Genomic DNA, 26,589 nt, shown 5'->3' on the forward strand with positions numbered 1-26,589 from the left:
GATGTCTTCAATTAGAATAGTCCAATAAAATCTCACCTTCATAATTCATGAAAGATCATTCGTAGCTTATCAAAATTGTTCCAATCTTCTACCTCAAAACTTTGTGTGTCGTATGGAACAATTTCCATTGACACTTAAATGTGTCTTGTGGCACAGTGGTTCCTAACATAGCTCCGTATGAAAGTTTTGCGAGCAGTAGGTGAAGAGTAGGCAGGTATGGAAATAATACCTTGAGACCATAAGGATTAAATCATGTCACTTATCGAGGTGAGTAAATGTCATCTTCAAATATCAATTGGGATCGCCCACTAACTGAAAAGGAGTCTGCATTTAAAGATTTCGTAATCGCTGGGCTCCCACCTGTGATTGCCCGGCACGATGTGGACAAATACACAGGCGGATGGCTTTCACCTAAAACCCTACGAAATGACGACAGCAAAATGGTCGGCCCAAGGAGTCACTACAAGAGTGGTAAGAAGATACTCTATAAAAGTACTGATCTTGTTGAATACGGGATTCGGCGGTTTGGGATTATTGAAAAGGAGTCGCTGCTTTAGGAATGCCCCTCCTGGCTTATGCAGGAGGTCACCCCTTGCTATATTTAAAAATTATTGTTGGGTACGTAGCTCGGCTCAAAGCCCATTTGCTCGTATTCATCATCCTTGTTTTTGATTTTTTTAGCCTCAATGAGTTCCAGTGTTTTTTCAAGCCATTGTTTGTGCTTCACGAGAAAGTTTTGCTCTCTCTCAATTTTTTTCTTTTTATTACGTGTTACTCGTTCGGCATCTTTATAAAACCATTCTCCTGAAAACCGTTTTTTCCAGTCATTGATAACAAGATTGTAGCAATCTGCCGTAACAAGCTGATCTATGACTGTTGTAATTTTAACTCCCTGTGGAGGGTATTTTAACCAGGCTATGCGCTCTACGACAAATGTCTTTTTAAAATTATGGCCAGAATCTATTGGTTTATCGAATTTAATTTCATTAAAGTATTCTCTGATTCTTTTTTCTTTGGTGTCATTAACAGTGGTTTTGAATCTAATGTAAGAAATGGTTTTCACTCCATTGTTGGTAAGGTTAATGTCTACTTTAAGTGAACTTGCAAAATTAGCGGTCCTTTCCTTAATGGGAGTTTCTGTAGATTTTAAATTTATTTTGTCCGCGTAGTTTTGTGATGCTGTGAGAATAGATTGTCCATTTTTAAGTCTTTTTTCTTGTTCCTTGATGTCGTTGATGCTGGATTTTATTTTAACGAGTTTTTGTTGGAATTGGGTGAGTCTTTGTTTTTGCCATTCAGCTTCCTTTTTTGCTTTCTCGGCCTGAAATATATTTTTTATTTTTGCTGCTCTTTTACGCAGTTCGTCGAAAGTTAAACCATCTAACGAGTTAAGGGTGTTTAAATATGTTTTGTTGCCCCATTGAGCGTTCTGTTCACAAAGTGTGTAAACATCTTGCAATGAACAACCTAGTCTCATTGCAGATGGGGCAGTTAGAGTTATGTCTGTTTCGCTTTTCCCATTGGTCAGAATTAAGCTGAAGGATTTAGCCAGCTCCTCTCTGTTGTCTGGCTTGAGGCTGTCGAGCATTTCGATAATTGAGTTGCGGAAGTCTTTGTCTGATGTGGTATCAACTTTAGGAGAACCGAAAAATGCACAGCAGAAAAAAACAAATAGTATAATTGGAATAAATCTTTTTATGTTAGCTCCTTGGATGAAGGTATTGAAGTTTTCCAATTATATTATTTATATTTATTGATCAAGTGTGGATGAGTAAGAAATTCATTACTCAAAGAAGTGGGCTTATTCGTTGTCGGGGATAATCCTTTCCAGTTCTGGATGCTCCAACTAAATCAACCCCGGCACTGCGGTTCCGGCAGGCCATACAGGAACATACAATATTGGATAGCGGAGATATGATCTAAGTAGCTTGTGGGCAGATGCGCAACCCCTAGGAGCATGCGCAGGGACGTATGAATCAGGCTTTTGCACTGGACAAGATCGAGGCCGAAGGGACTCCGTTTAAAGAGCGTATGGACTTGATCCTCCAGCTTGAAAACTATCTTGAAACGATTCAGATGGACATAGAGCGAGCTAAACTGGCGCGAAGCTTCACGATCGAGAGCAAGAAAATAGGTGTATGGCATATCTGGAGGGTGAAATGAGTGCTAGTTTTCAAGATTATGAAGTTGTCTTAGATTCGATTCTGACAAAAGAGCAGGCTCAACATGAGATTGAACGCCATGGTTGCGATTTCCCCTGTTTTCTCTGTCAGGCTGGTGATAAAACAGAATATAAGGGCATGAAATTTTGTATTGGCTCGGTTATTGAGGTTCTTATCTGTTAGCGAGAACTGTGGTTAAAATTAAATATATATCCGTTTGGAGGCTATATGCGAGGTGTTGATAATTGTCCTTGGTGCGGGGCGTCTAGTGAATTCATATGTTCAGATTGTTCTGAAGCAACTGTTCGGGAAGTGGTTCGGCAGCATCATTATTTTAAATGCTTAAAGTGTTTGTCTCAAGGGCCATCAGCGGATTCTGAGTCTAATGCTAGGCTTCTTTGGAATTCCATGAAAAGGGAAGGACAAAAAAGCTACAAAGAAGAATTTGCAAATCTTATGGAGATAACGATAACAGCTTTAGATGTGCTCGTTTTTGATTTGTATGAAAATGCGTATGGACGTGCGGAGGAAAAGTCTATTTCAATGGATTTTGTTCCAAAATTTAAGGAGCTTTTTTTATTGTGGCACAATAATAACTTTCAATACAGTAATTATTACCAAACAGAGCATGACGGCGAGTTTATTCGTAGGAGGCTTAGCTATCATATTGATCAAGGAGAGGGCGAATTTTCAGAGAAATATCCTTCTTATCCAAAAAGCTGGCAGGATGAAGATTAAGAAGTCGAAAATTGTTTTGTTGTTTGCCTAAGTCCTCGGAAATGCTCGGGTGCAATCTGAGCAGATTGTTTAATTTACATCCAGGCTATTTCACCGAAGTTTTTTTTTCTAAGAGCTTAGTCATATTGAAAGAAGGCGATGTTAACGCTCAATTTTGAGGAAGGGGTAACTCCGTTATAAAGAGTACGGCGTTGCCGAACTGGCGCTGAACTTCGCGATCGAGGGCTAGAAAATAGATGATTTTGTATGGCAGTTTTGTATGGCAGTTTTGTATGGCGAATCATTTTAAAAAATTGAAAGTTATACTGATTGGTTTTATTTGGTCACTGGGGGGCGTTTTTTTAATGATTCTGTGTGTGGGTAGAGAGATTTTATATCGTCGTGTTTGCTTGGATTGTTCGGTTGACCGAAGATGACATTGCGGGCACGTGCTCATCAGAGAGTAGATTAATTAAAGCAATTAACATACCAAACTAATAAATACGTATCCATTTAAAGTCTTGTACTTTCTAATCAACCACGCTCGAGCCATCACTTTTGACATAAAGATCGAATTAAGCTATCAGAAAATTGTGGATTGAACACCTTCTATCGGCAATTAATACAGCCATCTACTTAGAAGTTTACTTTGAATAGTCGATTTTATTTTTTCACTATCAGGAACATCTAACAGATAAATCTGCTCTGTAATTTTTCAATTTAGCCTTTCATTTAATAAATGCAAAATATCAAAACCGATATTGACCAACTCCTTCGATTCCGCCTTTACTCTTTATCCGTTGACAATGAAGAATATTGTTCATTCAAAGGAGAATCCAACAGAGAATTTTGCCATGGGCTGTTTTTATATCCTGCGGTGATGGTTCCGCAACTTTCCTCATGGAAATTATTAGTAAAACTAGAAACCGATGTAGATAAGCTTTGGAATCGAAGGGCTAGGAGAAATGCCTTTTCCTGCTTGGTCTGTGAAAAGATGATTCTGGACGAGGCATATTTAGTCAGATTCGCGAAGTTAAAATAACCAACTTTAAACATCACCGAGGTATTGTAAATGAAGATGCTTATCGTTCTTTCAAGCTCTGACCCGGAAATTAAATGGAATGTTCTTCGACTTGGCAACTTCATGCTAAATGAAGGAGATGAGGTCACCATCTTTCTTAACGGTTCAGGTGTAAACCTTATGTACGGTGACAGCGAGGACTTTCCTATAACTGAACAGGCTAAAATATTCACCTTGTCAGAAGGTGTTCTCGCAGCCTGAGGCAAGTGCTTGAACATCCACGGTGTGGATGCACAGGAATACGTAACTCGTTCGAATATGCCTTTTCTCTACCAGAGCATCAAGGATGCAGACAGAATCCTCAACTATTAACACAAGTTCATTTTGGGAAAACTTATTTAAGGTTCTTTCAGAATGAATATGGGCTATTTCAGTGGTTACATCATTCATTGCTGTTATATTTGCTCTGCCCCTTCTAGTATGGAGTGCAGATCGTTTTGTCGAAGGATCAGCCGCAACTGCTAGACACTTTGGTATGCCTCCCTTGTTGATAGGGATGGTGGTTGTCGGATTTGGAACATCTGCGCCTGAAATGGTAGTATCGGCATTGGCAGCTTCTGAAGGTGCTCCTGGAATAGCCTTAGGAAATGCGTATGGTTCAAACATAACCAACATCGCATTAATACTTGGCTTGACAGCATTACTCAGTCCTATCACTGTTCATTCGCAGGTTTTGAGAAAGGAGCTTCCAATTCTTACGGTGGTGACAGCATTAGCTGCATGGCAGTTGTGGGATAGAGACGTTTCAAGAATTGACGCAGTTGTGCTGCTATGTGTTTTCAGTGGATTGATGGGTTGGACTATCTGGCAGGGTCTGCAATGTAAAGATGATGCTTTGGGCACTGAAATAGACCAAGAGCTAGAAAGTCAAGCGGTACCTATCAGTCGGTCATTATTCTGGTTAATATTAGGGCTGGTGTTGTTAATTATCAGTTCTAGAGTCCTTGTCTGGGGGGCTGTAGAGATAGCGCACGGCTTCGGAGTAAGTGATTTGATGATCGGGTTAACCATCGTCGCAATAGGAACATCATTGCCTGAACTCGCATCTTCCGTTGTTGCTACACGGAAAGGTGAGCATGATATAGCTCTCGGAAACGTGCTAGGATCTAATTTGTTTAACACATTGGCTGTTGTTGGGATAGCAGGCGTTATTCATCCGATGAAAGTCGGCCCAGAAGTGGTTTTCCGAGATGTTTCAGTCATGGCTATTCTTACGGTGTCATTGTTTATAATAGGATATGGATTTCGTGGCCCTGGTAGAATCAACCGAGTAGAAGCCATAGCTTTATTATGTTGCTATTTCGGGTACACAGGCTATCTGGTATGGACAACTTTCAGCGGGGCTTTTTCATAAAGTGTTCTAAACAAACCAACTTAGCGGTTTCAATTCAGTTTTGAATGAAAGCTTCGCACATCTCCAAGAAGCCGGCTAATCGGCTTTTCAATTCCAGATCCAGAACTCAGCAAATACCGTTCAGTTTTTACTGACTTTTTCAACGAAAACTGAGCTGGACGAAGCTGAAACACCCCAATAAACTACGAAGACACTATCGGAAGGTAAGGAGGGAACATACTCAAACGTAAGAATAACATCGAAGAACACTCCTGCCAGAAGCTACTGCTTTCTCTGTCAGGTCGGGAATAAAACAGAATATAAGGGCATGAAATTTTGTATTGGCTCGGTTATTGAGGTTCTTATCTGTTAGCGAGAACTGTGGGTAAAATTAAATATATATCCGTTTGGAGGCTATGAGCTTGTATTCTGAGGCATCCTTCCACGCATGGCATGGGCGGCCCATAAATCCTTTTCATCCCTAAAGGTTCATTCGCTTTAGCTGCTGACATCTATGTAAACATTCCTTTCTAGCTGCTTGGAGCTAGCCAGAGTGGAAGTCTGCAGGACTTCTTTCCGAAAGCGGTGTTCTAGACTTATTGTTCCTATTTGTATACAAAACGAAAACCCCGCCGAAGCAGGGTCTTTGTTTTATCTCAATGACGTGGGAACTTTATCGGCAGTGCCAAGAGGGGTTATGTCCACGTTCTGTACATATAAGATAGGCACAGTTTTCTATTTATGCAAGAACTTTTTTGGGAAGAGTTAAAACTAGGTTTGTCTGAAGCAAGGCTGGAAGGGTACAGGAGATCTCCGCAGGAGACGGAGTTTGACTGTGTTTTGAGGTATCTGTGGAATAGTCGATTGAGCGAGTCGTTTTATATCCCTCTTCAGAATTTAGAAGTGGTGTTAAGGAACCGTATTCATTCTGCTCTCACAAACCATTATGGTACTGACATGTGGTTTGATATTCCTCGACTTCTGCAAAGCTATCAACCAGGACAAATTGTTCTGGCTAAGAAAAAGCTTAGCTCTGGTGATAGGTCAAATGCAGGAAAGATTGTTGCCGAGTTAAGTTTTGGATTTTGGAGTGCCCTTGTTGCTCGTAGGTACTCAGCAAGTCTCGTTCCAGTTTTGCTTAAAGATTGTTTTAGAAAAGTTCCTTCAAATTGCCGGCGACAGCAATATCTATCCGTTACACTTAACGATCTAAGAAAGTTTAGAAATAGAGTATTTCACCATGAGCCTATATGGCATTTGAGGGATCTAGCAGCCAAATTTAGCATGATTATGCAGTTGGTGCTTTGGCTTTCTCCACCACTTTATAACATGACCTATCCTATGACCTATTTTAACGATGTCTATTCAAAAGGCACGCTTCCATACAAAGAGATTGTTTTGAACTCATATACTGCTAATTAATCGTATTCTTGAGATTGTATTGTAAGCAGATTTTTTCTTGCCTGATATTATACATGGACACATTCTAAAGTTTTAATTATTAAAATATTACAAAGATTGAGCTGTAAAAGTTTGTTTTGTTTAATTTACAGCTTAATCCGCAGTCAACAACTCCACAGCTCCCTGAGAAAGATCAGGACTAAGGTGTGCATACCGCATAGTCATATTAATAGTCTTGTGCCGCATGAGGGTTTTGATACGGTAGATATCAACGCCGGCAATCGCTAGCCATGAAGCGAAGGTGTGCCGCAGGCTGTGGAATACTATTCGTTGGCTTTTGGCTGTAGCAAATTTATTTAGTTCTAATTCGTCCACAATAGCCTTGAACTGATGTGAAATATTCTCACGTTTTTTGCCTCCGGCAAGAGGGGGAAAGATCAAGGCTCCGTCAGACTGTTCTTTGCGGCGCATTAGCATATCAAGGGCTACAGAATTAAGAGGAATACTGCCGCCCGGCTTCTGGGTGTTGCTGAGCATACGCACAGTAAGCAGCTTCCCATAAAAATTAATATCATGCCATTCTACTCGCTGGATTTCGCCTAGCCTCATGCCGGTGTTTAACGACAGCTGAATTGCATCGTGCAGATCTTGCCAGCATTTCCTGTGATGTGCAGCTTTGGCTTGTTCTGCCTTCTCCAGCGTTGCTGTGAGCAGCAGCTTAGCTTCTTCTTTGCTAAGGAATCTTTCCCTTTGGTTCTGGTTGCCGATCTGGGGTAAATCTACGTGCTCAATAGGGGATTGGTCAGGGAATACGACCACATCTTCAACTACAGTCGTGGCTGCCCGGTTGAAAACAGATCTGATAATAGCCATATGATGGAGTACAGTCGCATCGGCCAGCTCGTCATCGTAAAGGGTGTCCATGAATTCCTGAAGGAGATCTGGAGTAATAGCCGAAAGAGGAAATTCTCCAAGAAATGGGTGAATACGCTTGTTTGCCCGCTTAACATCATCCGTCCAGGTTTTGCGTTTTTTGCGATCGCGTTTCCATGGGATGTAGTACAATTCGAAAAAATTTCTGAAAGTGATTTCCTTGATTTGTTCTTTGGTCTCGTTTGCCTGAGCCTCGGCTTTCTTTTTGGCGTGTTGCTCTTTGAGTTCAGCAAATGTTGTTGGGCCAGATCCTTTTTTGTAGTTCTGCTGTAATGTGTGGCGAAGGGTGACTATTTCTGATACTTTCCACCCTTCAGAGGACCAGCCGATTCCTTCTTCAATCTTTTTCCCATTACGTGACCATCGGCAACTATAGTAGCGGTCAAGTTTGCCTTTATGTTTTCGGTCTGGGAATTCATAGTAGCGGAGACCTATGGCTCCTTTAACCTTTGACCATTTTGCTTTACTTGATTTCATTATCCCACTTTACTCCCACTTTTCGCAACTTTCAAGGGGCGCTCAGGGACATTTTTATAAAATAAAGTCTTTAAATACAGCATATAGGGACGCTCAGGGACACATGTTGTAGTCTTGATATTGGACTCAAAATCCGCCGGGTTCATGCCCTTGCGAGTTCGAGTCTCGCTCCCGGTACCAGATATTACAAGGACTTACAGCTTTATGGTTGTAAGTCCTTTTTTTGTTGGGGCAGAATTTGTTCCAATATTGTCCCAATTTTGGTGCATAAAAGAGAGTGTTGTTATTTCGTAAATTCTAAGTGCATAAGTTGCATCATTTTGCTGCGAAAAACTAAAACGAAATATTGTTTCAGGCCCATTGCCATTCACTTTTCAGTTGTGGGTGAGAAGACTGAGGTGATAAGTCTATAATGCAACTGGGGGGCGTAACCGGGATGGTTCGCAACCGAACAGTTAGGACCTACACCAGAAAAGCCCGGTCTCAGCGAAAGAGACCGGGCTTTAACACGCCTTAGCCATGACCCCAAACTGATGTTTGGGTAAGAATCCTTAACTCTGTTTTACTTTAAGCTTTGTTTTAAACTGCCAGAGTTGCGCAGTTTATATCCGGAGATGCCTGTTCGGGGGATACGTTGCAGTCCGGATTTATGGGGTATTTTCCGTAGTGTCTTTGGCAACACCTCCGTTGGCATTTCTCGTAAGCCGCCTGATCCGGTGAGGTTCGGGGGCGGCTTATTGTTGGAAATTTGTGTGCCGGCACTCTTTCGGGGTAATCCGGGTTCCCGAAAGAGTGCCGGGCGGGCTATCGTAATCCCTGGAGGATTACTTCCGGGTGTCAGAGGCCGCGGAAGTTGCGAGGTCTCCGGATTCTTTTGCTTCTTTGTCGCCTTCGAAATACTTGCGTGTTTCAGAGACAACAACCGGGGTGAGCATCAGAAGGCCGATGAGGTTGGGGATAGCCATCAGTCCGTTGAGGGTGTCCGAGATATTCCAGACCAGACTGAGTTTGGCTATTGCACCGATTCCAACAAAGCAGATGAATACAAGACGGTATGGCAGCACTGCTTTGACGCCGAACAGGTACTCGATAGATTTCTCACCGTAGTAGCTCCAGCCGAGAATGGTGGAATAGGCGAAGAGGACCAGACCGATGGTTACAACATGTTCACCACCGCTGAAGCCTGCACCGAAACCAAGTGTGGTAAGCTCGGCTCCAGTGGCTCCGCTGGACCATACTCCGGTGAGGATCAGAACCAGACCGGTCATTGTGCAGACAACAAGGGTGTCGATGAAGGTCTGGGTCATGGAGACCAGAGCCTGAGTGACGGGGCTTTTGGTCTGTGCAGCAGCTGCTGCGATAGGAGCACTTCCAAGTCCGGATTCGTTGGAGAAAACTCCTCTTGCCACACCCATTCTGATGGCGAGCATTATGGATGCTCCGGCAAATCCGCCTACTGCCGCTGTGGGATTAAAGGCCTGTTCAATAATGAAACCGAGTGCTGCAGGAACTTCTGCGATGTTTGCGAGGATGATGTAGGTAGCTCCACCCATGTAGAAGAGGATCATGATAGGTACGAAGAAGCCTGTTACCTGTCCGATTTTCTTGATTCCGCCAAGAATAACAGCCGCGGTGCAGACCATGAGGATTATACCGGTGATGAAAGGAGAGATGCTGTAGGTGGCTTCAACTGCGTCGGCAACGGAGTTTGACTGAACCATGTTACCGATCCCGAAAGCAGCCACAGAGGCACAGATGGCGAAAGCTGAGCCGAGCCATGGCATTTTGAGGCCTTTGGATATGTAGTACATGGGGCCACCGCTCATTTCGCCGTTTTCATCGATTTCACGATATTTAACGGCCAGAACTGCTTCGGCGTATTTGGTTGCCATGCCTACAAGGCCGGTAATCCACATCCAGAACAGTGCGCCGGGACCTCCTAATGCGATGGCTGTTGCCACACCGGCGATGTTGCCGGTTCCCACTGTTGCTGAAAGTGCGGTCATCAGGGCCTGGAAGTGAGTGATATCACCGGGTTCGTCTGAGTCTTCCTTGCGTTTGATAAGAGCGAGGTAAAGGGCGTACCACAGTTTTCTGAATTGAAGGCCTCGAAGGGAGAAGGTCAGCCATACGCCGGTTCCCACGAGCAGAACCAGCATGGGCGGCCCCCATGCAAATGCGCCAACTTTTCCTACCATAGTGTCCAGTAAAGTCATAATTTCCATGTCATCCCCTAGGTTTATTGATCATACTCCTTTATGAGCGTGGATTGGCTTCTGGTCTTGTGTTTTGCTCCGGGCACCTCTTTATTTGATTTGACGGGGCCTGGCCTTCCGCCTTTGCCCCTGCACTCCCTCTTCAGGCGCTGCTTTTCGGGCAGCGCCTGAATCAATTCAAACAGTATTCAAGGTAATGATGCTGGTATTTACCTTTCTACCCGGTGCAATATGACTTTTTGCTGCTAGTTGGGGAACAGCACGTTGTCTACGGGTACGTATTCAAGGTCGAAAGCTTCGGCTACGCCTTTGTAGGTAACCTGACCGTGAATCATGTTGAGTCCGGTTCTGATCGCGTTGTTTTCCTGTGCTGCCTTTTCCCATCCCTTGTTGGCGATTTCTACTGCATAGGGGAGGGTTGCGTTGGTGAGAGCCATAGTGGAAGTTACAGGTACAGCACCGGGCATGTTTGCAACGCAGTAGTGGATTACATCTTCTACTTCGTATACGGGATCGCCGTGAGTAGTAGGCTTGGAAGTTTCGAAGCAACCGCCCTGGTCAATGGCAACGTCAACGATCACGGAGCCCTTCTTCATGGTTTTGAGCATATCCCGGGTTACCAGTTTGGGAGCCTTTGCGCCGGCTACGAGGACAGCACCGACAACCACATCGGCTTCTTTGACCAGATCGCGCAGAAGTGCGGGGCTGCTCATCATGGGGAAGCAGTTCTTGGGCATTACTTCTGAGAGATAGCGGAGTCTTTCGAGGTTCATATCAAGCAGGGTAACCTTTGCACCGAGTCCGCAGGCCATCTGTGCTGCGTTTGTTCCAACCACACCGCCGCCGATTACGACAACATTGGCCGGAGCAACACCGGTAACACCGCCCATAAGCAGGCCGCGTCCGCCGTAGTAGCGTTCGAGGTATTTTGCGCCTTCCTGAATGGACATGCGTCCTGCAACTTCACTCATGGGAGTCAGCAGAGGAAGGTCTCTGGAAGGTCCTTCAACGGTTTCGTAAGCGATGGCGATGGACTTGTTCTTGATGAATGCGCGGGTCAGAGGCTCATCGGGAGCGAAGTGGAAATATGTGAAAACAATCTGTCCTTCGCGAACCATTTCGTATTCTGAAGGCTGAGGTTCTTTAACATGCATGACCATCTCACATTCAGCATAGATTTCAGCCGGGGTGTTGATGATTTTGGCGCCTGCAGCAATGTAGTCCTCGTCTGAAAAGCCGCTTCCCTCGCCAGCTGCTTTTTCAACCATGACTTCATGTCCGTTTGCACGCATTACTTCTACGCCGGAAGGAGTCATGGATACTCTGTTTTCCTCAGCTTTGATCTCTTTCAAAATACCAACTTTCATTTCCCAATCTCCTGGTTTGTTAAAGTTATTACCCCCAATCACACCGGGGCGTTTCTGATGAGCATCTGAGCTCTTGGTATTTTTCCTATAGGCAAGCCGTGTGCCAGTTTTGGGTAAAGCGGGGCGTTTTGTTTCTTTTTTGTGTATTAGTTCTTTAAAAACGGAGGCTTATTGATGTTGTGTGGTGGGGTGAAATGTTCCTGTGAGGCTGCTGGGAAGTGTTTTCTATGGAGGGTGGAAACTGGTAAGTGGTTTGTCTGGTTACCGCATTTTTCTAATGAGGCTTATAATTGTTCAAATTAAGGGGGTTAACAGGTGGTATAAATTAATACCGGATGGTTTCCATTCGTGTAATAGTTCGATAATGTTGTATAAATTAAAAAAAGCAGCCCCTGTGGGAGCTGCTTTTAAGATTAATTTAGTTGAATCGCTTTCAGCTTCAATTAAGAAGCATAGATGATTGCCAGGGGGATTTGTTGCTTTCGTGTCTAAGGTTGTGCTTTTCAATTTTCTTTATGAGTGCGGTGTGAGATATATTAAGCTTTTTAGCTGCCTTACGAATGCTGGACGTGGAGTTCAGAGCGTCCAGAAGAATTTTCATTTCATAGTTGCCCACCAGATCCTTCAGTGAACCGTCTTCCTTATCATCTATTGTCTGCTGGCACTGTTTAGTGCAGCAGAGCGGCTTTGCATCGAGATGAATTGCTTCGGCTGGGATTTCGTTTGAATCACTGATAATTGATGCCCGTTCAATTACATTCTGCAGTTCACGGACGTTGCCCGGCCAGCTGTAATTACAGAGTTTTTCCATAGCGCTTGGACTTATTGTCTGCTCCATTTTCTGTAATTTCTGGTTGAACTGGTTGAGAAACATGGTGGCCATGAGTGGAACATCGGAGAGTCTTTCGCGTAAGGGCGGGATCTGGATATTGAGGACATTGATTCTGTAAAAGAGGTCTTCGCGGAAATCCCCTTCTGCAACCATATCACCTAAGTTCTTATTGGTTGCAGTGATAACCCTTGCATTGACCGGGATCTCTTCCACACCACCGATTCTTCTCACAAAACCATCCTGCAACACGCGGAGTATCTTGGCCTGAGGTCCGGGTGGCATGTCTCCTATCTCGTCCAGAAAAATAGTGCCATTCTGGGCTGCTTCAAATAGCCCGGGCTTGCCTTTTTTTCTTGCCCCTGTGAACGCACCGTCAATATAGCCGAAAAGTTCACTTTCAATCAGTTGTTCCGGGAGGGCTGCGCAGTTGATGGGGATGAACGGTCCGGGCCTGCCGCTTTCATAGTGGATGCCGCGGGCAAAGAGTTCTTTTCCGGTTCCGCTTTCACCGGTAATGGAAACAATCGTATCCAGCTCCGCAATTCTTTTGGCGAAGGTGATAAGGTTTTTGACCGCTTTGCTGTCGCCTATGAAATCATCAAACTTGATTTCGATCGGAGTCATTACCGCATCTACCATGGCTTTGACTTCCTTTAGGTCTTTCATGAGCAGAACGGCGCCGACAAACTCTCCTGAAGAGTTGTGAATGGGTTTGGCTGAACCGTAGAAGTCGACACGCCCGGTGTCTGTTAGCGCTGTTTTTCTCCTGCTGATGGGTATTCTCTTCTGCATACATTCAAGAAGGAGGTTGTTTTTAGGCGTTATTTCACCAACATAGGTGTTGACGAGATTTTCGTAGGGTATGTTAAGAATGTGGCAGGCGACACTGTTTGCGGTATTGATAATGCCCTTGGAATTTACGGAAACGATACCTTCACTCATTCCGTCAAAAAGGATGCGGAACCATTTTTCTCTTTTCTCCTGGGGGAGTCTCTTAAGTTCAGTCTGGCTTTCAATTCCGGGAAGGGTGGAGAATAGCCGCAGCATTTCCTCGGCTTCAATTTTCTCATTACCGTCTATCTCGACTGAAATCTGAGCATATCCTTCCTTTTGCTCAACCTCCATGCAGATTATATTGAGCTCGTGTTTCAACATCAGCTGGGTGATGTCGAAGACAATCCCGATCCGGTCCTTAAACAGAAGTTTGAATTTTTTGCTTTCAACCATAGCGCTCTTTTTTGCTATAGGGTTAAATAGAATGTTTCATGTCCGGAAAAGTTGTGCTGATTATATGTGCTAACAATCTATCATAGATGATTTGGGGTTTTGGGTATAATGGAAGATGTAATTTGCGACATGCACTCGTGTATCTTTTTTTTAGTATTTGAAAAAGAATAGCTCGGCCCTGCTTCTTTGTGTTGAGTGACTTGTTCATTGCATGGTCTTTTCTGTTGTATGAGCAGATGTAAAAATATCTTAATTGAGGTGAAGCAGGATGCGTACCATAATCGGGATATATTGATAAAATGTTTTTTTATTAAAAAGCACTGATATAACAGAGAGTTGTCTTTGTTGTTTGGTGCGTGTTTTTGATCTGTAATTGTGAATATCTTTTTTTTGCGAATTAGTGAAGTCCTGTTTTGGAATTTTTTGTTTCCATTTATGTGTAAGTGGTTGAAATGGAATGTTTTGAATCGGTGTGTATTTTGGTTTCCAGTGGTTTGTTTTTATTCCATTGGAATTTTAAGTTGGTGCGATTTTTCTGATTTAAGCTGGTAGTGCTGTTGTTTTGCTCTGCTTTCTTCACGTTAAGCTCGTTTTGATCCCGTCGGAACCTGTCTTTGGCTGGGCAACTCAATGCAGCCGGAGAAGTATACGGTTTCATGAATATATTTTATATCTGGCATCTTGAGCTCTTCTTATGCAGGTGTTAATTACGCTTTTGCTGCTGTAAAAGTTCTGTACCGGAGGGAATATGTCTTTGGGATCGACATTAAAAAAAATGTTGGTGTGCTGCATTGCATCCTGCAATCTTATTCTGGGTGGCGTGAGCGCTTCTCAATATTCCCTGCCTGTTGGTCTCACTTCCGCTGCCGCTGAAGTCGTAAAACCATCATCTGTTTCATCCTATGCCCATAATGAATTTTCGCCTGAGGAAGATTTCAGGTTGTTTGTTCAAGTGACAGGTCTGCTGCTTCTCGCTGTTCTATTGGTTTTTTTATGGAACAGGAAACTTACGAGGCTGAACAGTTCCCTCAGCCTTGAGGTTTCGCGGCGGAGAAGAATGGAAAAAGTACATGGTGTGTTGAACAGGATTGCTCTCGCCATAACTGGAGTTTCGGGCATTGAAGAGTTTTATTCCTTTGTACACAGTCAGATCAACAGTCTTATGGCTGCGCATAATCTCTTTATCGCTTCATATGACCTCAAAAAAGGGATCGTCAGCTATCCATACTTTTCGGATGAGAAAGAATCATACCCTGAACCGAGAAAGATGGGGGCAGGACTGACCGACCATGTGATTCGCACCGGAACCCCGCTGTATCTGGATAAAAAAGCGCGAAAAAAATTAGCAGCTAAGGGTAACTACGAACTTATCGGGAATGAGTCGGAGTGCTGGATTGGGGCTCCTCTCAAACTTGAAGGCGAGACTGTTGGGGTTATAGCAGTTCAGACCTATGATAAAAAGGTTAGACTGGATAAAGATGATCTGGATGTGCTTGTTTTTATTTCATCTTATATCGGACTGGCCCTTGAAAGGGTGCATCTTCTTGAGCAGGGGAGGAGTAAGACCAGAGCTCTTGAGGAAAGTGAAGAGCGCTTCAGAAGTCTTTTTGAGGATTCGGCGGATGCGAGTGTGCTGCTTGAAAATCAAAGGGTGGTTGACTGCAATGCCGCTGCATTGGAGTTGATGGGTATGGATTCCAAGGAGGAAATGCTTGGGCTTTCTCCCATGGAGCTGTCCCCCGATTTGCAGGCGGACGGGACTCCTTCCAAAGATATGGTTTCACATATATCTGAAGAAGTGAGGGATAGTGGCCGGGCCCGGTTTGAATGGCTTGCCAGAAATAAAGACGGTGAATCGTTTCCGGTGGAAATTCTTATTACTCCCATAAGCTACAGTGATAGAGAGATCTTCCATGTCGTACTGAGGGATATCACTGAAAGAAAGGTGCGTGAGGCCGCCCTTATAGAAAGGGAGATCAAGTACAGGGCTCTTTTTGATTATGCCAGTGACGCGATTCTTCTTATGGATCTCAACAGGAAAATGGTAAGTGCCAATCCCGAGGCAGTAGCCATGTTCCGCTGCAGTTCAGAAAAAGAGTTGCTTACTTATAATCCCGCCACGTTTATGCCTCCGGTTCAGCCCGGAGGACAAAACTCCATGGAGATTTTCGAAGATAAAATAGAGAAAGTTCTCAAAACTGGTGGACTCGATTACGAGATGCTCTTCAGGCGGCTCGACGGCGAGGATTTTCTTGCGCGGGTGCGGGTAAGGAAACTTGAGGTCGGTGGAGAGATTTTCATGCAGGGGACTATCAGTGATATCACCGAACAGAGCAGGGTTCAGGAAGAGATTGAGCGTTCTGTTTCATTGCTTACGGCCACCATTGAGTCTTCTGCGGACGGCATTCTTGCCGTAGACGGATACGGCAGGGTGGTGGCCTGGAACAGTCGTCTTGCCACGATGTGGAATCTTTCGGAATTTGATCTGAGGTCAGGAATCGTTTCCGATGTGTTCGGTTTTATAGCTGATCAGGTCAGTTCTGGAGATTCAAGTCTCAGCAGCCTTTGGAATTTTTCTCTTGAATCTGATGCGGGCCAGATGGACGAACTGATTTTGCATGATGGCCGGATTATCGAAAGATACTCTAATCCGCAACGGATAGGCAGAGATATTGTGGGGCGGGTGTGGAGTTTCAGGGACGTAACTGATCGCAGGGTGGCTGAAAAGGAACTTCAGGCCTCCTATCATCGTTTGAATGATATCATTGAGTTTCTGCCCGACCCGACCATGGTTATTGACTCTGATGGAATAGTGGTTGCCTGGAATAAGGCTATCGAGGAAATCACCGGGGTCAGTAAGGATGATATAATAGGTAAAGGCGACTACGCTTATGCCTTGCCGTTTTATAATGAACGAAGGCCCATATTGATAGACAGCGCTTTGAGTGGAGGGAGTGATCTTTCCGCCGGGCGGTATGAGTCTGTGGAGGTTAAGGGGAGTATACTTTACGGGGAGGTTTATACCCCGAGTTCATTGTCGGGAAAGGGTGCTTATTTATGGGGGGTCGCCGGTCCCCTGAAGGATGATACCGGAAGAGTTGTCGGAGCAATTGAGTGCATGCGTGATGTCACCGAACGCAGAAGGGTGGAGCAGGAGCTGCAGCGGGCCAGAATCGCAGCGGAGGCTGCCACCAGAGCCAAATCCGAATTTCTCGCCAACATGAGCCACGAGATCCGGACCCCCATGAACAGTATTGTCGGATTCGGAAGTCTGCTTGAGGGGTCTGAACTTGACTCCAGCCAGAGGGACTATCTTGATAAGATGCTTTCCTCAGCTGATTCTCTTCTGTCGATCATTGATGATATTTTGGATTTTTCCAAAATAGAGGCCGGTAAATTTGTACTGGAGGAAGTTGAGTTCGAGCTTGATGAAGTGCTTGGCAAGATTTGTAATATGGTGGCGGTTAAGGCCGAGAAGAAGGGTATCGACTTTGTCTTGGCCGTTGACCGGGAGGTCCCGCACAGGGTTATTGGTGATCCTCTGCGTCTTGAACAGGTTCTGACAAATCTGGTTAACAACGCTGTTAAATTCACAGGTGAGGGAGAGGTCGCGCTGCTTGTGTCCTGTCCCGGAGATTTTACTGAAAAGGCTGAAATAGGTTTTGTTGTTAAGGATAGCGGAATCGGTTTGAATGCGGATGAGCTTAACAGTCTTTTCAGTTCTTTCACTCAGGCGGACGCTTCCACCACCCGTAAATATGGAGGTACAGGACTTGGACTGGCGATTACCAACAGTCTGGTGAGCCAGATGGGTGGGCAGGTTTCTGTTCAGAGCAACCCAGGGCGCGGCAGCCGTTTCTCTTTTTCCATTGCCTTTAAAGTTGTTGAAAAAGAAGCTCGGCTGGTTCTGCCGCCTTCCTCCCGTGGCAAGAAGATTCTTGTCGTGGATGACAGTCTGCTGACAAAAGAGTTTTTAGTATCCACACTTAAAGGACTTTCCTTTGATGTGAGCTCTAAGTCCTCTGCTCTCAGTGCGATAAGTGCTTTAAAGGATGCACGTGAAGCCGGGAATGATTTCAACCTTGTCTTCATGGATTGCAGGATGACCGGGCTGGGTGGGATGGAGGCGGTTTCCATAATCAGGGAGAGCAGGGAATTTTCTGACATGCCGGTCATTCTGATGGTCCCTGTAGATGCCGATGAGAGTTTTAGAAAGAGAGCGGCTATCAAGGGGGTGGATGCTTTTCTGTCCAAGCCCGTAACCCGCCTTTCCCTGTATGAGGCCCTGTCCAATGAGTTTGGGATGAAAAAAGGAGATGCTGGCCCCGAAGGAATAGATGAAGGCTCCTCTGAGCACATCAATATCAGCAGGAAGTATTCTCAGATGATTCTTCTGGTAGAAGACAATAAGCTTAACCAGCAGGTAGCCAAAACCCTTCTGGAAGGGTTCGGGGCCCGGGTTGATGTTGCGGAGAATGGTCGCAAGGCTCTGGAAGCTCTATGGGCTAAAAAGTACGATGTTGTTTTCATGGATATCCAGATGCCTGAGATGGATGGACTGACAGCGACAAGATTGATTCGCTCGGATGATCGCTATAAGGAATTACCGATTATAGCCATGACAGCTCACGCTATGCGCGGAGACCGTGAAAAAAGTCTGGAAGCCGGTATGAATGAGCACCTGACCAAACCTATCAGCCCCGAAGAGCTTCAGAGGGTTCTGCAAAGATTTTCCGGCAATTCGGATATTGATTTTCTTCCTGCGTACGGTCCGGAGATTGAAATTCAAGGACGGTTGCCGGAAGTTCCGGGAATCAATAGTGATCAAGGTTTGCTCAATATTGGCGGTAATCTGAAAAGTTATCTGAGGCTCCTACGTGGATTCAGAAAAGATTATGAAGGTTTCGAGGATGCTATAGAAGAAATGTCGAGATATTCTCGTTTCGCGGATGCTGCAGTCCGGCTGCATTCATTGAAAGGAGTGGCCGGAAATATCGGCGCTTCGGGACTGTATGAGCTATGCCGAATTCTGGAAAGTGATCTGAGAGAAGGTGACATTGAAACCTTTAAGTCAGACTTCAGGCTTTTTTCAGCAGAATTGCAAATGATAATTGAAGGTTTGCGGAAAATTGATAACCTTAATGATAAGTTGCGAACGGACCGGGAGTTCAACAGGGAGAAGAGCGTCAGCCTCATGAATAAAATGCATAATATGTTACGTGAGGGAGATGCGGAATCTTATGATGTTTTTGAGGAATTCAGGTCTTACTTCGATCCCGGCGGGGTTGAGGAACTGATGGAAGAGTTGACTGAACATATTGATAATTATGATTTTGACGAAGGCTGTGCTGTTTTGGGTAAAATTGCAACCGAACTGGGGATCAACCTGTCAGATGGATAGAATAATGGAAGAACGATCTAGAATACTTGTTGTTGATGATGAAAGATTGAATCTGAATGTCCTTTCCGATCTGCTGCGTCAGGACTATAAAGTTATTCTGGCAAAGAATGGCAATCAGGCTCTTGACCGGATCAATTCGGATAATCCTCCTGATCTGGTGCTGCTTGATGTAATTATGCCTGAAGTTGACGGCTATGAAGTGTTGCGCAAAATAAAGGCAAATGATCACAGCAAGGATATCCCGGTAATTTTCATAACCGCACTGGATTCAAAACAGGATGAAGCCCGCGGGCTGGAAATGGGCGCTGTGGACTACATACGTAAGCCTTTTCATCCTCCTATCGTGAAAGCACGGGTAAAGAATCATCTGACTATTGCGCGTCAAAGAAAACTCCTGGAAGCTCTTGCCAATCTTGACGGTCTTACGGAGATGCCCAACCGCAGAAGTTTTGAGATGGCCCTTGAAAATGAGTGGCGTCGTTGCCAGAGGTCAGGAGAGGTAATTTCACTGGCGATGATGGATGTGGACTGCTTCAAGCAGTACAATGACAACTACGGGCATACTGCGGGGGACGATGTACTCAAAAAGGTTGCCGATGTCCTGATGGACGAGGCCCGTAGACCGGGGGATATGGCTGCCCGATTCGGGGGCGAAGAATTTGTTATACTGCTTCCGCAGACGGATGCGTCAGGGGGACATTTCCTTGCTGAGAAAATACGGGTTGTGATCTCTGAATTGGGCATCCCGCATGAATATTCATCGGCAGGGAATGTTATTACCGCCAGTCTCGGAGGTGTTACGGTATTTCCTTCTACCGGTTCTGTCCCTCAGGATATGACTGTTGCCGCTGATTCCATGCTTTACGAAGCCAAGCGCAGAGGACGTAATCAGGTTTTGTGGACAGATCTTACTCTGTAGGGTCTGTATTTCCCAAGTGCTCCACGAATGAATCGGCCTTTAGCCTGTGTATAGGCTGTGCGCTCGGTAGGAGGCACTCATGAAGATGTACCTTCTCTTTACTTACCAATGAGCCCATGCTGCATTATTGTCTGACAGTATAAAAGATGCAGTTGTAAGCCGTTTGAGCTTTTGTTCCGGAGTTTCGTTTTTCATTTGCCTGGTGCTATTTATTGATTCAGATGGAGCCCCAGAATCGAAAGGCTGAATTTTTGTCCGTCCATCACAGCTATATCGGGCAGTTTCCCCCATTCCTCAAATCCGAATTTTCTAAATAATCCCAAACTGGGTTTGTTGTGGGAAAAGATATATCCGACCAGACTTTTAATTTTTAGATCCGGCGCAAGCTTGATTGCCTCGCCAAGTAGTTTGGATCCAAGGCCCTTTGAGCAGCAATCCTGAGCTAAGTAGATACTTATTTCTGCAGTTTGTGCATATGCGGGGCGTCCGTAGAAGGGTTCAAAGCTTACCCAGCCAAGAACCTGCCCTTCATCCTCATAGACCATTGTAGGATGCTTTTCCCGGGTATGATTTTCGAACCATTGTTTTTTGGATTCCAATGAAACTTTTTCTGTATCTGCAGTCGCAAGTCTTGTGGGAACAGCTTCATTGTAAATTTCTACTATCCGGCTAAGATCTTCGTAACGGGCGTATCTCATTCTACCAATCTCCTGAATTCCTGTTTACCGTCCTGATACTCGGTTATTCCTCCTTACTCTGTCCACAAAAAGATAAGGCCGCCGGAAAATCCGACGGCCTTGCCTATCTTAAGAATCCATCAGAGACCACCGGTCCATCCGGGGGCTCTGAATCTTCAAGACTGTATGATTAACCCAGAGGGCTGTTTTCCACTATGTTCCAGATTCCGCAGGGACAGACATTGGCGCAGAAACCGCAGCCGATGCATTTGCTTGAATCACAGACCATCTCGAAGTCTTTGCCCGCAAGTCCCTTGCGGGAAATAGCTCCCTGAGGGCAGACGGTTTCACAGAGTCCGCAGTCACGGCAGGAGCCGCAGGAAGAGCATTCCTGAGCGCAGGTCTGCATGTCTCCGAATTCTGTCAATCTGGGATCGAAGTATTCAAGGGTCATGCGGCTGTAGTCGATGACTTCCTTGGGATTCGCTTCGGGACGTTTCCCGGTGAATATTTCGTCCAGGGTTTCCGCTGCGTGCCTTCCATGTCCTATCGCATGGGTCAGCAGTCCGGGGCGGACAGCGTCTCCGATAGCGTAAACACCGGGTTCTGTGGTCTGGAAATCTTCGTTTACCACAATGTGTCCGCGGTCAAGCGCGATAGTGTCGGGAAGGAATTCAATGTCCGGAGTGTCTCCAATGGACATGATAACAGTATCAGCAGGGAGAACCTCGCCGGATTTGAGAACAACACCCTCTTCAGTTACTTCCTGAGTGAAGCAGGGATAGCGGAATTTAGCTCCGACATGTTCTGCTTCTTCTCTTTCTTTACCGAAAGCTGCGGGCTTCTGGATATCAATAAGCAGGATATCCTTTGCCCCAAGGCGTGAACATTCTGTCGCGACATCACAGCCTACGTTACCGGCGCCGATGATTACCACGCGCTCGCCCACTTCCGCTTTGCCTTTCATGGCGTCCTTGAGAAAATCAAGGGCCGGGGTGATGCGTTCATGCCCGGGCAGAGGAATGATGCGCGGTTTCTGCGCACCGATTGCCAGCACAACGGCATCGTGATTCTGGCGAAGCTCTGCAAAGTCATCGGCGGTGAGTTTTTTCTGCATGTGAACATGCGGAATAACCTTGGCTACACGGTCAAGTTCGGTATCAAGGACTTCTTTGGGGATACGGCTGGAAGGAATGGCGGAGGTGATCTTACCACCAAGTTTTTCAGCCATGTCGAATACTACCGCTTCGTGTCCTTTGCGGCGGATCTGCCATGCTACGGAAATACCGGCCGGACCGCCGCCGATAACGGCAACTTTTTTACCGGAAAGAGGTGGCAGTTCGGGAGCGGGGCTCTTTACACCTTCGCGTCCAAGTTTGGTTATATCAATTGAAGCAAGCTCTTTTACGCCACGGGTACAGCCGTCCATACACAGGTTGGGGCAAAGGTAGCCGCAGACTGTTGCCGGAAAAGGGGTGTAGGCAAGAGCAAGATCCACGGCTTCATCAACTAGACCGTCGCGGACCAGCTGCCAGCGTTTCTGTACCGGCATTCCTGTCGGACATGATGACTGGCATGGAGCCTGATACTTGCGGTTTTCCCATACGGGAACAAAGCGTCGGAGTTCTCCATGGGTGATAAGCGGAATGGGGCTGCGGTCAAGATCGGTAAGGTCGCCGATAAGTCCGCCCTGTCCGAGTTCATCATCCCAAACTTTTGCCCGGAATTCAGACATGGAAAGGCGCTTCTTGCCGGTTTTTTCAAAGGGGGACTTGGCACGGATTAGCTGCCATTCTTTTCTGTTTACGAGAGATTCGTAAATTTCAGAGCGTCCTATTTTGGCAAGGTTCTCTTTCAGGTTGGCTGTAAGCCATTCCCAGTCAGTATCGGAGATGGGCTCAAGGATAGCATCTGCGGTAGAGAATTCTCCATGAGGGCCGCGGACAAAAATGCGTCCGCCAACCATACCTACACAGGGGCGAAAGCCGAGAACATTTTCAGAGTTCTGGGGTTCGAAGCCGCAGACCACGGCGGTTCCGCCGGCCATGAATTCAGCGAAGTAGTCACCGACTGATCCGAGGACCCAGAGCTCGGGCGGTTCGAAACGCGGGTTTGTTTTGGTCATGGTCATGCCGCGGGCGCCGATGTCGCCGTTGACTATGACTTTACCCTGAGCCATGGCGTTACACGCGCCGTTGGAAGCATTGCCGTTGACAATGATTTCAGCACCGGCATTGAGCCAGCCCACGTCATCGGATACAGAACCGTGAACGTTGATCACTGTTCCGGGGAAACCCTTGGATCCGAGACGCTGACCGGAAGTTCCGATGACATCAATTTCAATGGGTTCTTCTTTGGAAATCCAGAGTCGTCCGCCAATGCCGTGTTGGCCCATGGCATCTATTTCAAGTCTGCGGGCTCCATCGGCAACCGCTTTTTGAATCCTTTCTTCAAGAATGCGGGATTCAATACGGGCGCCTTCTTCGAGACCGCTGATGCATACTTTTTCTGTAGACATTTTATATCTCCGTATATCGTGAGCTTCTGTTAAACCACGTACTTGATGCCGAGTCTGTCAGCAGCGGCACGGTCACTGATACCAAGCGCGTCCGCCATGCCGATAGGCAGTGAGGTGGAGCGGCCCAGAGGGGCAATAATCTTTTTGATCTCAGTGTCAAAGCTCAGATAGAAATCAACAACCCTTTCGGCTACTTTCTCAGGATCAAGGCGACGGTAAAGTCTGGGGTCCTGAGAGGTGATGCCCTTGGGACAAACGCCGATGTTACATACGTTGCAGCGATCCTTTTCGGAGCCGAGGCATCCTGCTCCGGCCTGCATTACGTATTTACCGACCTGAACCGCACTTGCACCAAGCATGATCAGCGCAGCGGCGTTGGCAGCGAGGTTGCCTGATTTACCGATACCACCACCCGCAATGAGGGGCAGTTCGTTCTGTTTACCGGTAGTAACCAGAGCGTTGTAACAGTCGCGCAGGTTGCTGGCGATGGGATGCCCCATGTGGTTCATGGAAACATTGTACGCCGCACCGGTTCCACCATCTTCACCATCAATGGCAAGACCTGCTGCATAAGGGTTACGGGTCAGGTTGTTGAGAACCGCAAGTGAAGTGGAGGATGCGGAAATCTTGGGATATACCGGAACCCTGAAGCCCCAGGCCATACTCATGGACTGGATCATCTTTGCTACTGATTCCTCAATAGAATACTGAGTCTGGTGGGTCGGGGGGCTGGGCAGGCTTACTCGTTCGGGGACACCGCGAATAGCAGCAATGAGCTTGTTAACCTTGTACCACATCAGCAGTCCGCCATCACCGGGCTTGGCGCCCTGACCGTATTTGATTTCGATGGCACAGGGATCAACTTTCATCTCGGGGATTGCATGGATGATTTCGTCCCAGCCGAAATAACCGGATGCGATCTGGAGGATAACGTATTTCAGAAAACGAGAGCGCAGCAGTCTGGGAGGGCATCCACCCTCACCGGTGCTGATACGCACGGGCATGTTCAACTCTTCGTTGAGGTAGGCCACACCCATCTGCAACCCTTCCCACATGTTGGGAGACATGGCACCGAAGGACATGCCGCCGATAACAAGGGGATAGATTTCGCGAACCGGAGGTTTCCAGCCGTGTTCCTGATAGGTTTTGAGACTTTCTTCGGGAGACTGCACACGGCCCAGCAGGGTATTCAGACGGAACTCATGGCGACCTGCGTCAAGTGCGGGGTCGGTGAGCATGGAGATACGCATGAATTTGATCTGGTCCAGCAGGGATTCACCGGAGTTGCGGCGTCCACCTCTGGTGCGGGGCTGTCCGCCTCGGTCGTTGTGGAATTTCTGGGTGGTGGACCCTTCTTCCCGCTTGGGACCGATGGCGTTGTTGGGACAGACCATGTTGCACATGGAGCAGCCGATACACGCATATGCGGGATCGGTTTTCTGGCGGATACCGTAAAAAATGGAATATTTGTTCTCGGCTTTGTTGCGCAGGCCGGCGGGAGTAATGATCTCACGCTTGCGGTGTACGCCGAGTTCTATCGCGTTGACCGGGCAGACTGAAGTGCAGCGACCGCACTGGGTACAGAGATCCTTGTCCCACTCGATCTGCCAGTTCAGGTCTTTAACGCCTAAAGTTGACGGGGTAATTGGTCTTTCTGTGAGCATGTGTTTATCTCCTTGCAGTCGGGTCCGACGATTACTGTATCGAGGTGCATGGGCTGGAAGTCTTTGGATCTGTCGCGATCCGGGATGACGGCGTCAATGCCGCAGACTTCGGAAGAGAAGGCATAGATGCCGTCTTTACCGCCCACTATGCCGGGACGAAGCTTTTTACGGTCCTGAACCATGAACATGGAACCGTCATCAAGGGTTCCGATGATACAGTTCGGTCCGTCAATGATCATCTTACGGCAGGACCTTTTGAGAGTGGCCAGGAATTCCCGGTCCGGGTGGTCCGCCATTTCGTGATCCATAAGCGGAGTGATGACGTGCTTGTAGGCTCTTATGTCGAGCCCCAGTCTTTTGGTCGTATAGTGAGCTATGTGAGTGAAGACTTCGGAATCGGACTGATAGCCCTGATATCCGGTTACTCCTCTGGACTGCAGATATTCCTTGATGGGGATAAAAGCCGTGTTTTCGCCGTTGGTCATGGAGGCTACTCCTTCAATAAAGAAGGGGTGGCAGGCGTAGAGGTTGATGGCGTAGTTGGTGTTCTGGCGGCCCTGGGCCATGATGCGGCGGGCATAGAGGTTGCGGTTTGCGCCAAGCTGGAGCCATTCGCCTATTTCAAGGGGATCGCCTACTTCTTTAACAATGATAGTATCGGGCCAGAATGAGAAGACCATGATATCGCCTTCTTCTTCACCCATTCGTCTGAGGTCCAGACGCATTTGAACAAGTTTCTGTCCCTGCTGTTCGGGAGTAAGCTCATTCCAGCCTCTGGGAACCTTGTATGCTATTGCAGCGTATGTGCCTCGAACCGGAGTGCCTTCCGGCGGTTCGGTCTCGGGGGTGTAAAGAATGCTGTACTGAGACTTGAAGCCATGGTCCATGGCATATTGTTCAAGTCTTCGCAGGCCTGCTTCGGTAAAAATGCCGGACAGGATGGGGCAGCCCTGCAGTTCCTCTTCAAAACGACCGCCAAGTCCTCTGAGACAGAGCCCCACGCCGGAACCGTCATGCCCTTCTTTCATGGTGTTGAGGGCATTGATGGCGAGCATGGGTGAAATAGGGTCGCGACTGGTAAGCGCAAATAAACGGCACATATTGTCTGCTCACTCCATGATTATAAGGTTAAACACAGTGCAGCGGGCCCGTAGCGGTTGGCAGGTGGTTTCCGAAAGAATTTTCGGTCCGGCAATCTTAAGGGCAGGCCGCTGACGTGTTCTATAAGAAAGATGTATCAGCCACCTTTGCTCTAATCTGCAGGTTTCGAATTGATTAATCTGTGCCGGGTGTTTTTTGGATTTTTGAGTTTTTTCACCTCTCAAATCAGGCACAACAGTTTTTCAGTGATCTGAAATTGAATCGAAAGCAGGTTTGTTGTGTTTGCTTTTTTACGATTAGAGCGATTCAGGAAAGCCACAATGGCAGAAAAAAACAATTTTGGCAAACAAAAATACGAAAATGAAGTTTTTTGCGGGTTGTAATACCCTTTAGAATCTCATGGGGGCAGATTTTTGTGCGGTTTTAAGCATTGTGGCAGGAAGAAAGTATGGTTTTGTTTGTTCTGCATAAGTATTTGTTTTTATATGTTTTTAGTCATTATTTGGTGCGTTGTTAGTCCCACTGATGATTGCTTTAAGGGTGCATGGACAGTTCTGTATCCT

At 46.4% G+C, this 26,589-nt stretch carries 18 protein-coding genes; 9 read left to right on the forward strand and 9 right to left on the reverse strand.

What is annotated here, in order from left to right:
- Positions 1-275: 275 nt before the first annotated feature.
- Complete coding sequence (locus tag ACZ5PW_RS04910; protein ID WP_464558505.1) at positions 276-557, forward strand: hypothetical protein; 282 nt, start codon at positions 276-278, stop codon at positions 555-557.
- 44 nt (positions 558-601) lie between these two features.
- Here ACZ5PW_RS04910 and ACZ5PW_RS04915 read toward each other — a convergent pair whose 3' ends face one another.
- On the reverse strand, positions 602-1,735 hold the full coding sequence (locus ACZ5PW_RS04915) for a hypothetical protein (protein ID WP_464558507.1): 1,134 nt from the start codon (positions 1,733-1,735) through the stop codon (positions 602-604).
- 236 nt (positions 1,736-1,971) lie between these two features.
- On the opposite strand from ACZ5PW_RS04915, the gene ACZ5PW_RS04920 reads away from it, so the two are divergent.
- From ACZ5PW_RS04920 to ACZ5PW_RS04945, 6 genes are all read left to right on the forward strand, one after another.
- A complete protein-coding gene (locus tag ACZ5PW_RS04920; protein ID WP_464558509.1) occupies positions 1,972-2,163 on the forward strand; it encodes a hypothetical protein in 192 nt (63 codons plus the stop codon).
- Entirely contained in the window at positions 2,160-2,345 is a 186-nt protein-coding gene (locus tag ACZ5PW_RS04925; RefSeq protein ID WP_464558511.1) for a hypothetical protein, read from the forward strand. The genes ACZ5PW_RS04920 and ACZ5PW_RS04925 overlap by 4 nt, the downstream gene beginning before the upstream one ends.
- A 45-nt stretch (positions 2,346-2,390) precedes the next feature.
- Complete coding sequence (locus ACZ5PW_RS04930) at positions 2,391-2,900, forward strand: hypothetical protein (RefSeq protein WP_464558513.1); 510 nt, start codon at positions 2,391-2,393, stop codon at positions 2,898-2,900.
- A 1,051-nt stretch (positions 2,901-3,951) separates the two neighbouring features.
- Positions 3,952-4,272 carry a DsrE family protein gene (locus ACZ5PW_RS04935; RefSeq protein ID WP_464558515.1) on the forward strand — a complete coding sequence of 107 codons (321 nt, stop codon included), beginning with the start codon at positions 3,952-3,954 and terminating at the stop codon, positions 4,270-4,272.
- Between the two features lie 61 nt (positions 4,273-4,333).
- Positions 4,334-5,314, forward strand: coding sequence for a calcium/sodium antiporter (locus ACZ5PW_RS04940; RefSeq protein WP_464558517.1), 981 nt, complete (start codon positions 4,334-4,336; stop codon positions 5,312-5,314).
- 720 nt (positions 5,315-6,034) lie between these two features.
- Entirely contained in the window at positions 6,035-6,715 is a 681-nt protein-coding gene (locus ACZ5PW_RS04945; protein ID WP_464558519.1) for a hypothetical protein, read from the forward strand.
- Between the two features lie 132 nt (positions 6,716-6,847).
- On the opposite strand, the gene ACZ5PW_RS04950 is transcribed toward ACZ5PW_RS04945, so the two are convergent.
- The 4 genes from ACZ5PW_RS04950 to ACZ5PW_RS04965 all read right to left on the reverse strand — a co-directional run bounded on the left by ACZ5PW_RS04950 (position 6,848) and on the right by ACZ5PW_RS04965 (position 13,746).
- Positions 6,848-8,104, reverse strand: a complete 1,257-nt coding sequence (locus ACZ5PW_RS04950) for a tyrosine-type recombinase/integrase (RefSeq protein ID WP_464558521.1) — start codon at positions 8,102-8,104, stop codon at positions 6,848-6,850.
- 824 nt (positions 8,105-8,928) lie between these two features.
- Positions 8,929-10,329 carry an alanine/glycine:cation symporter family protein gene (locus tag ACZ5PW_RS04955; protein WP_464558523.1) on the reverse strand — a complete coding sequence of 467 codons (1,401 nt, stop codon included), beginning with the start codon at positions 10,327-10,329 and terminating at the stop codon, positions 8,929-8,931.
- A 236-nt stretch (positions 10,330-10,565) separates the two neighbouring features.
- Positions 10,566-11,687: an alanine dehydrogenase gene (ald, locus tag ACZ5PW_RS04960; protein WP_464558525.1), complete on the reverse strand. Its 1,122-nt coding sequence runs from the start codon at positions 11,685-11,687 to the stop codon at positions 10,566-10,568.
- A 439-nt stretch (positions 11,688-12,126) separates the two neighbouring features.
- Complete coding sequence (locus ACZ5PW_RS04965) at positions 12,127-13,746, reverse strand: sigma-54 interaction domain-containing protein (RefSeq protein ID WP_464558527.1); 1,620 nt, start codon at positions 13,744-13,746, stop codon at positions 12,127-12,129.
- A 748-nt stretch (positions 13,747-14,494) separates the two neighbouring features.
- On the opposite strand from ACZ5PW_RS04965, the gene ACZ5PW_RS04970 reads away from it, so the two are divergent.
- On the forward strand, positions 14,495-19,147 hold the full coding sequence (locus tag ACZ5PW_RS04970) for a PAS domain S-box protein (RefSeq protein ID WP_464558529.1): 4,653 nt from the start codon (positions 14,495-14,497) through the stop codon (positions 19,145-19,147).
- Positions 19,148-19,151: 4 nt separating this feature from the next.
- Positions 19,152-20,066: a GGDEF domain-containing response regulator gene (locus tag ACZ5PW_RS04975; protein WP_464558531.1), complete on the forward strand. Its 915-nt coding sequence runs from the start codon at positions 19,152-19,154 to the stop codon at positions 20,064-20,066.
- Between the two features lie 209 nt (positions 20,067-20,275).
- Here ACZ5PW_RS04975 and ACZ5PW_RS04980 read toward each other — a convergent pair whose 3' ends face one another.
- The 4 genes from ACZ5PW_RS04980 to ACZ5PW_RS04995 form a co-directional block, all read right to left on the reverse strand.
- A complete protein-coding gene (locus ACZ5PW_RS04980) occupies positions 20,276-20,764 on the reverse strand; it encodes an N-acetyltransferase family protein (protein ID WP_464558533.1) in 489 nt (162 codons plus the stop codon).
- Between the two features lie 169 nt (positions 20,765-20,933).
- Positions 20,934-23,261 (reverse strand): FAD-dependent oxidoreductase, encoded by a 2,328-nt coding sequence (locus ACZ5PW_RS04985; RefSeq protein WP_464558535.1) that lies wholly within the window; start codon positions 23,259-23,261, stop codon positions 20,934-20,936.
- Between the two features lie 29 nt (positions 23,262-23,290).
- A complete protein-coding gene (locus ACZ5PW_RS04990) occupies positions 23,291-24,925 on the reverse strand; it encodes a glutamate synthase-related protein (protein ID WP_464558537.1) in 1,635 nt (544 codons plus the stop codon).
- Positions 24,889-26,025 carry a class II glutamine amidotransferase domain-containing protein gene (locus ACZ5PW_RS04995; protein ID WP_464558539.1) on the reverse strand — a complete coding sequence of 379 codons (1,137 nt, stop codon included), beginning with the start codon at positions 26,023-26,025 and terminating at the stop codon, positions 24,889-24,891. Before ACZ5PW_RS04995 ends, ACZ5PW_RS04990 begins: the two co-directional genes overlap by 37 nt.
- Positions 26,026-26,589: the final 564 nt, after the last annotated feature.

Source organism: Maridesulfovibrio salinus, assembly GCF_055394525.1.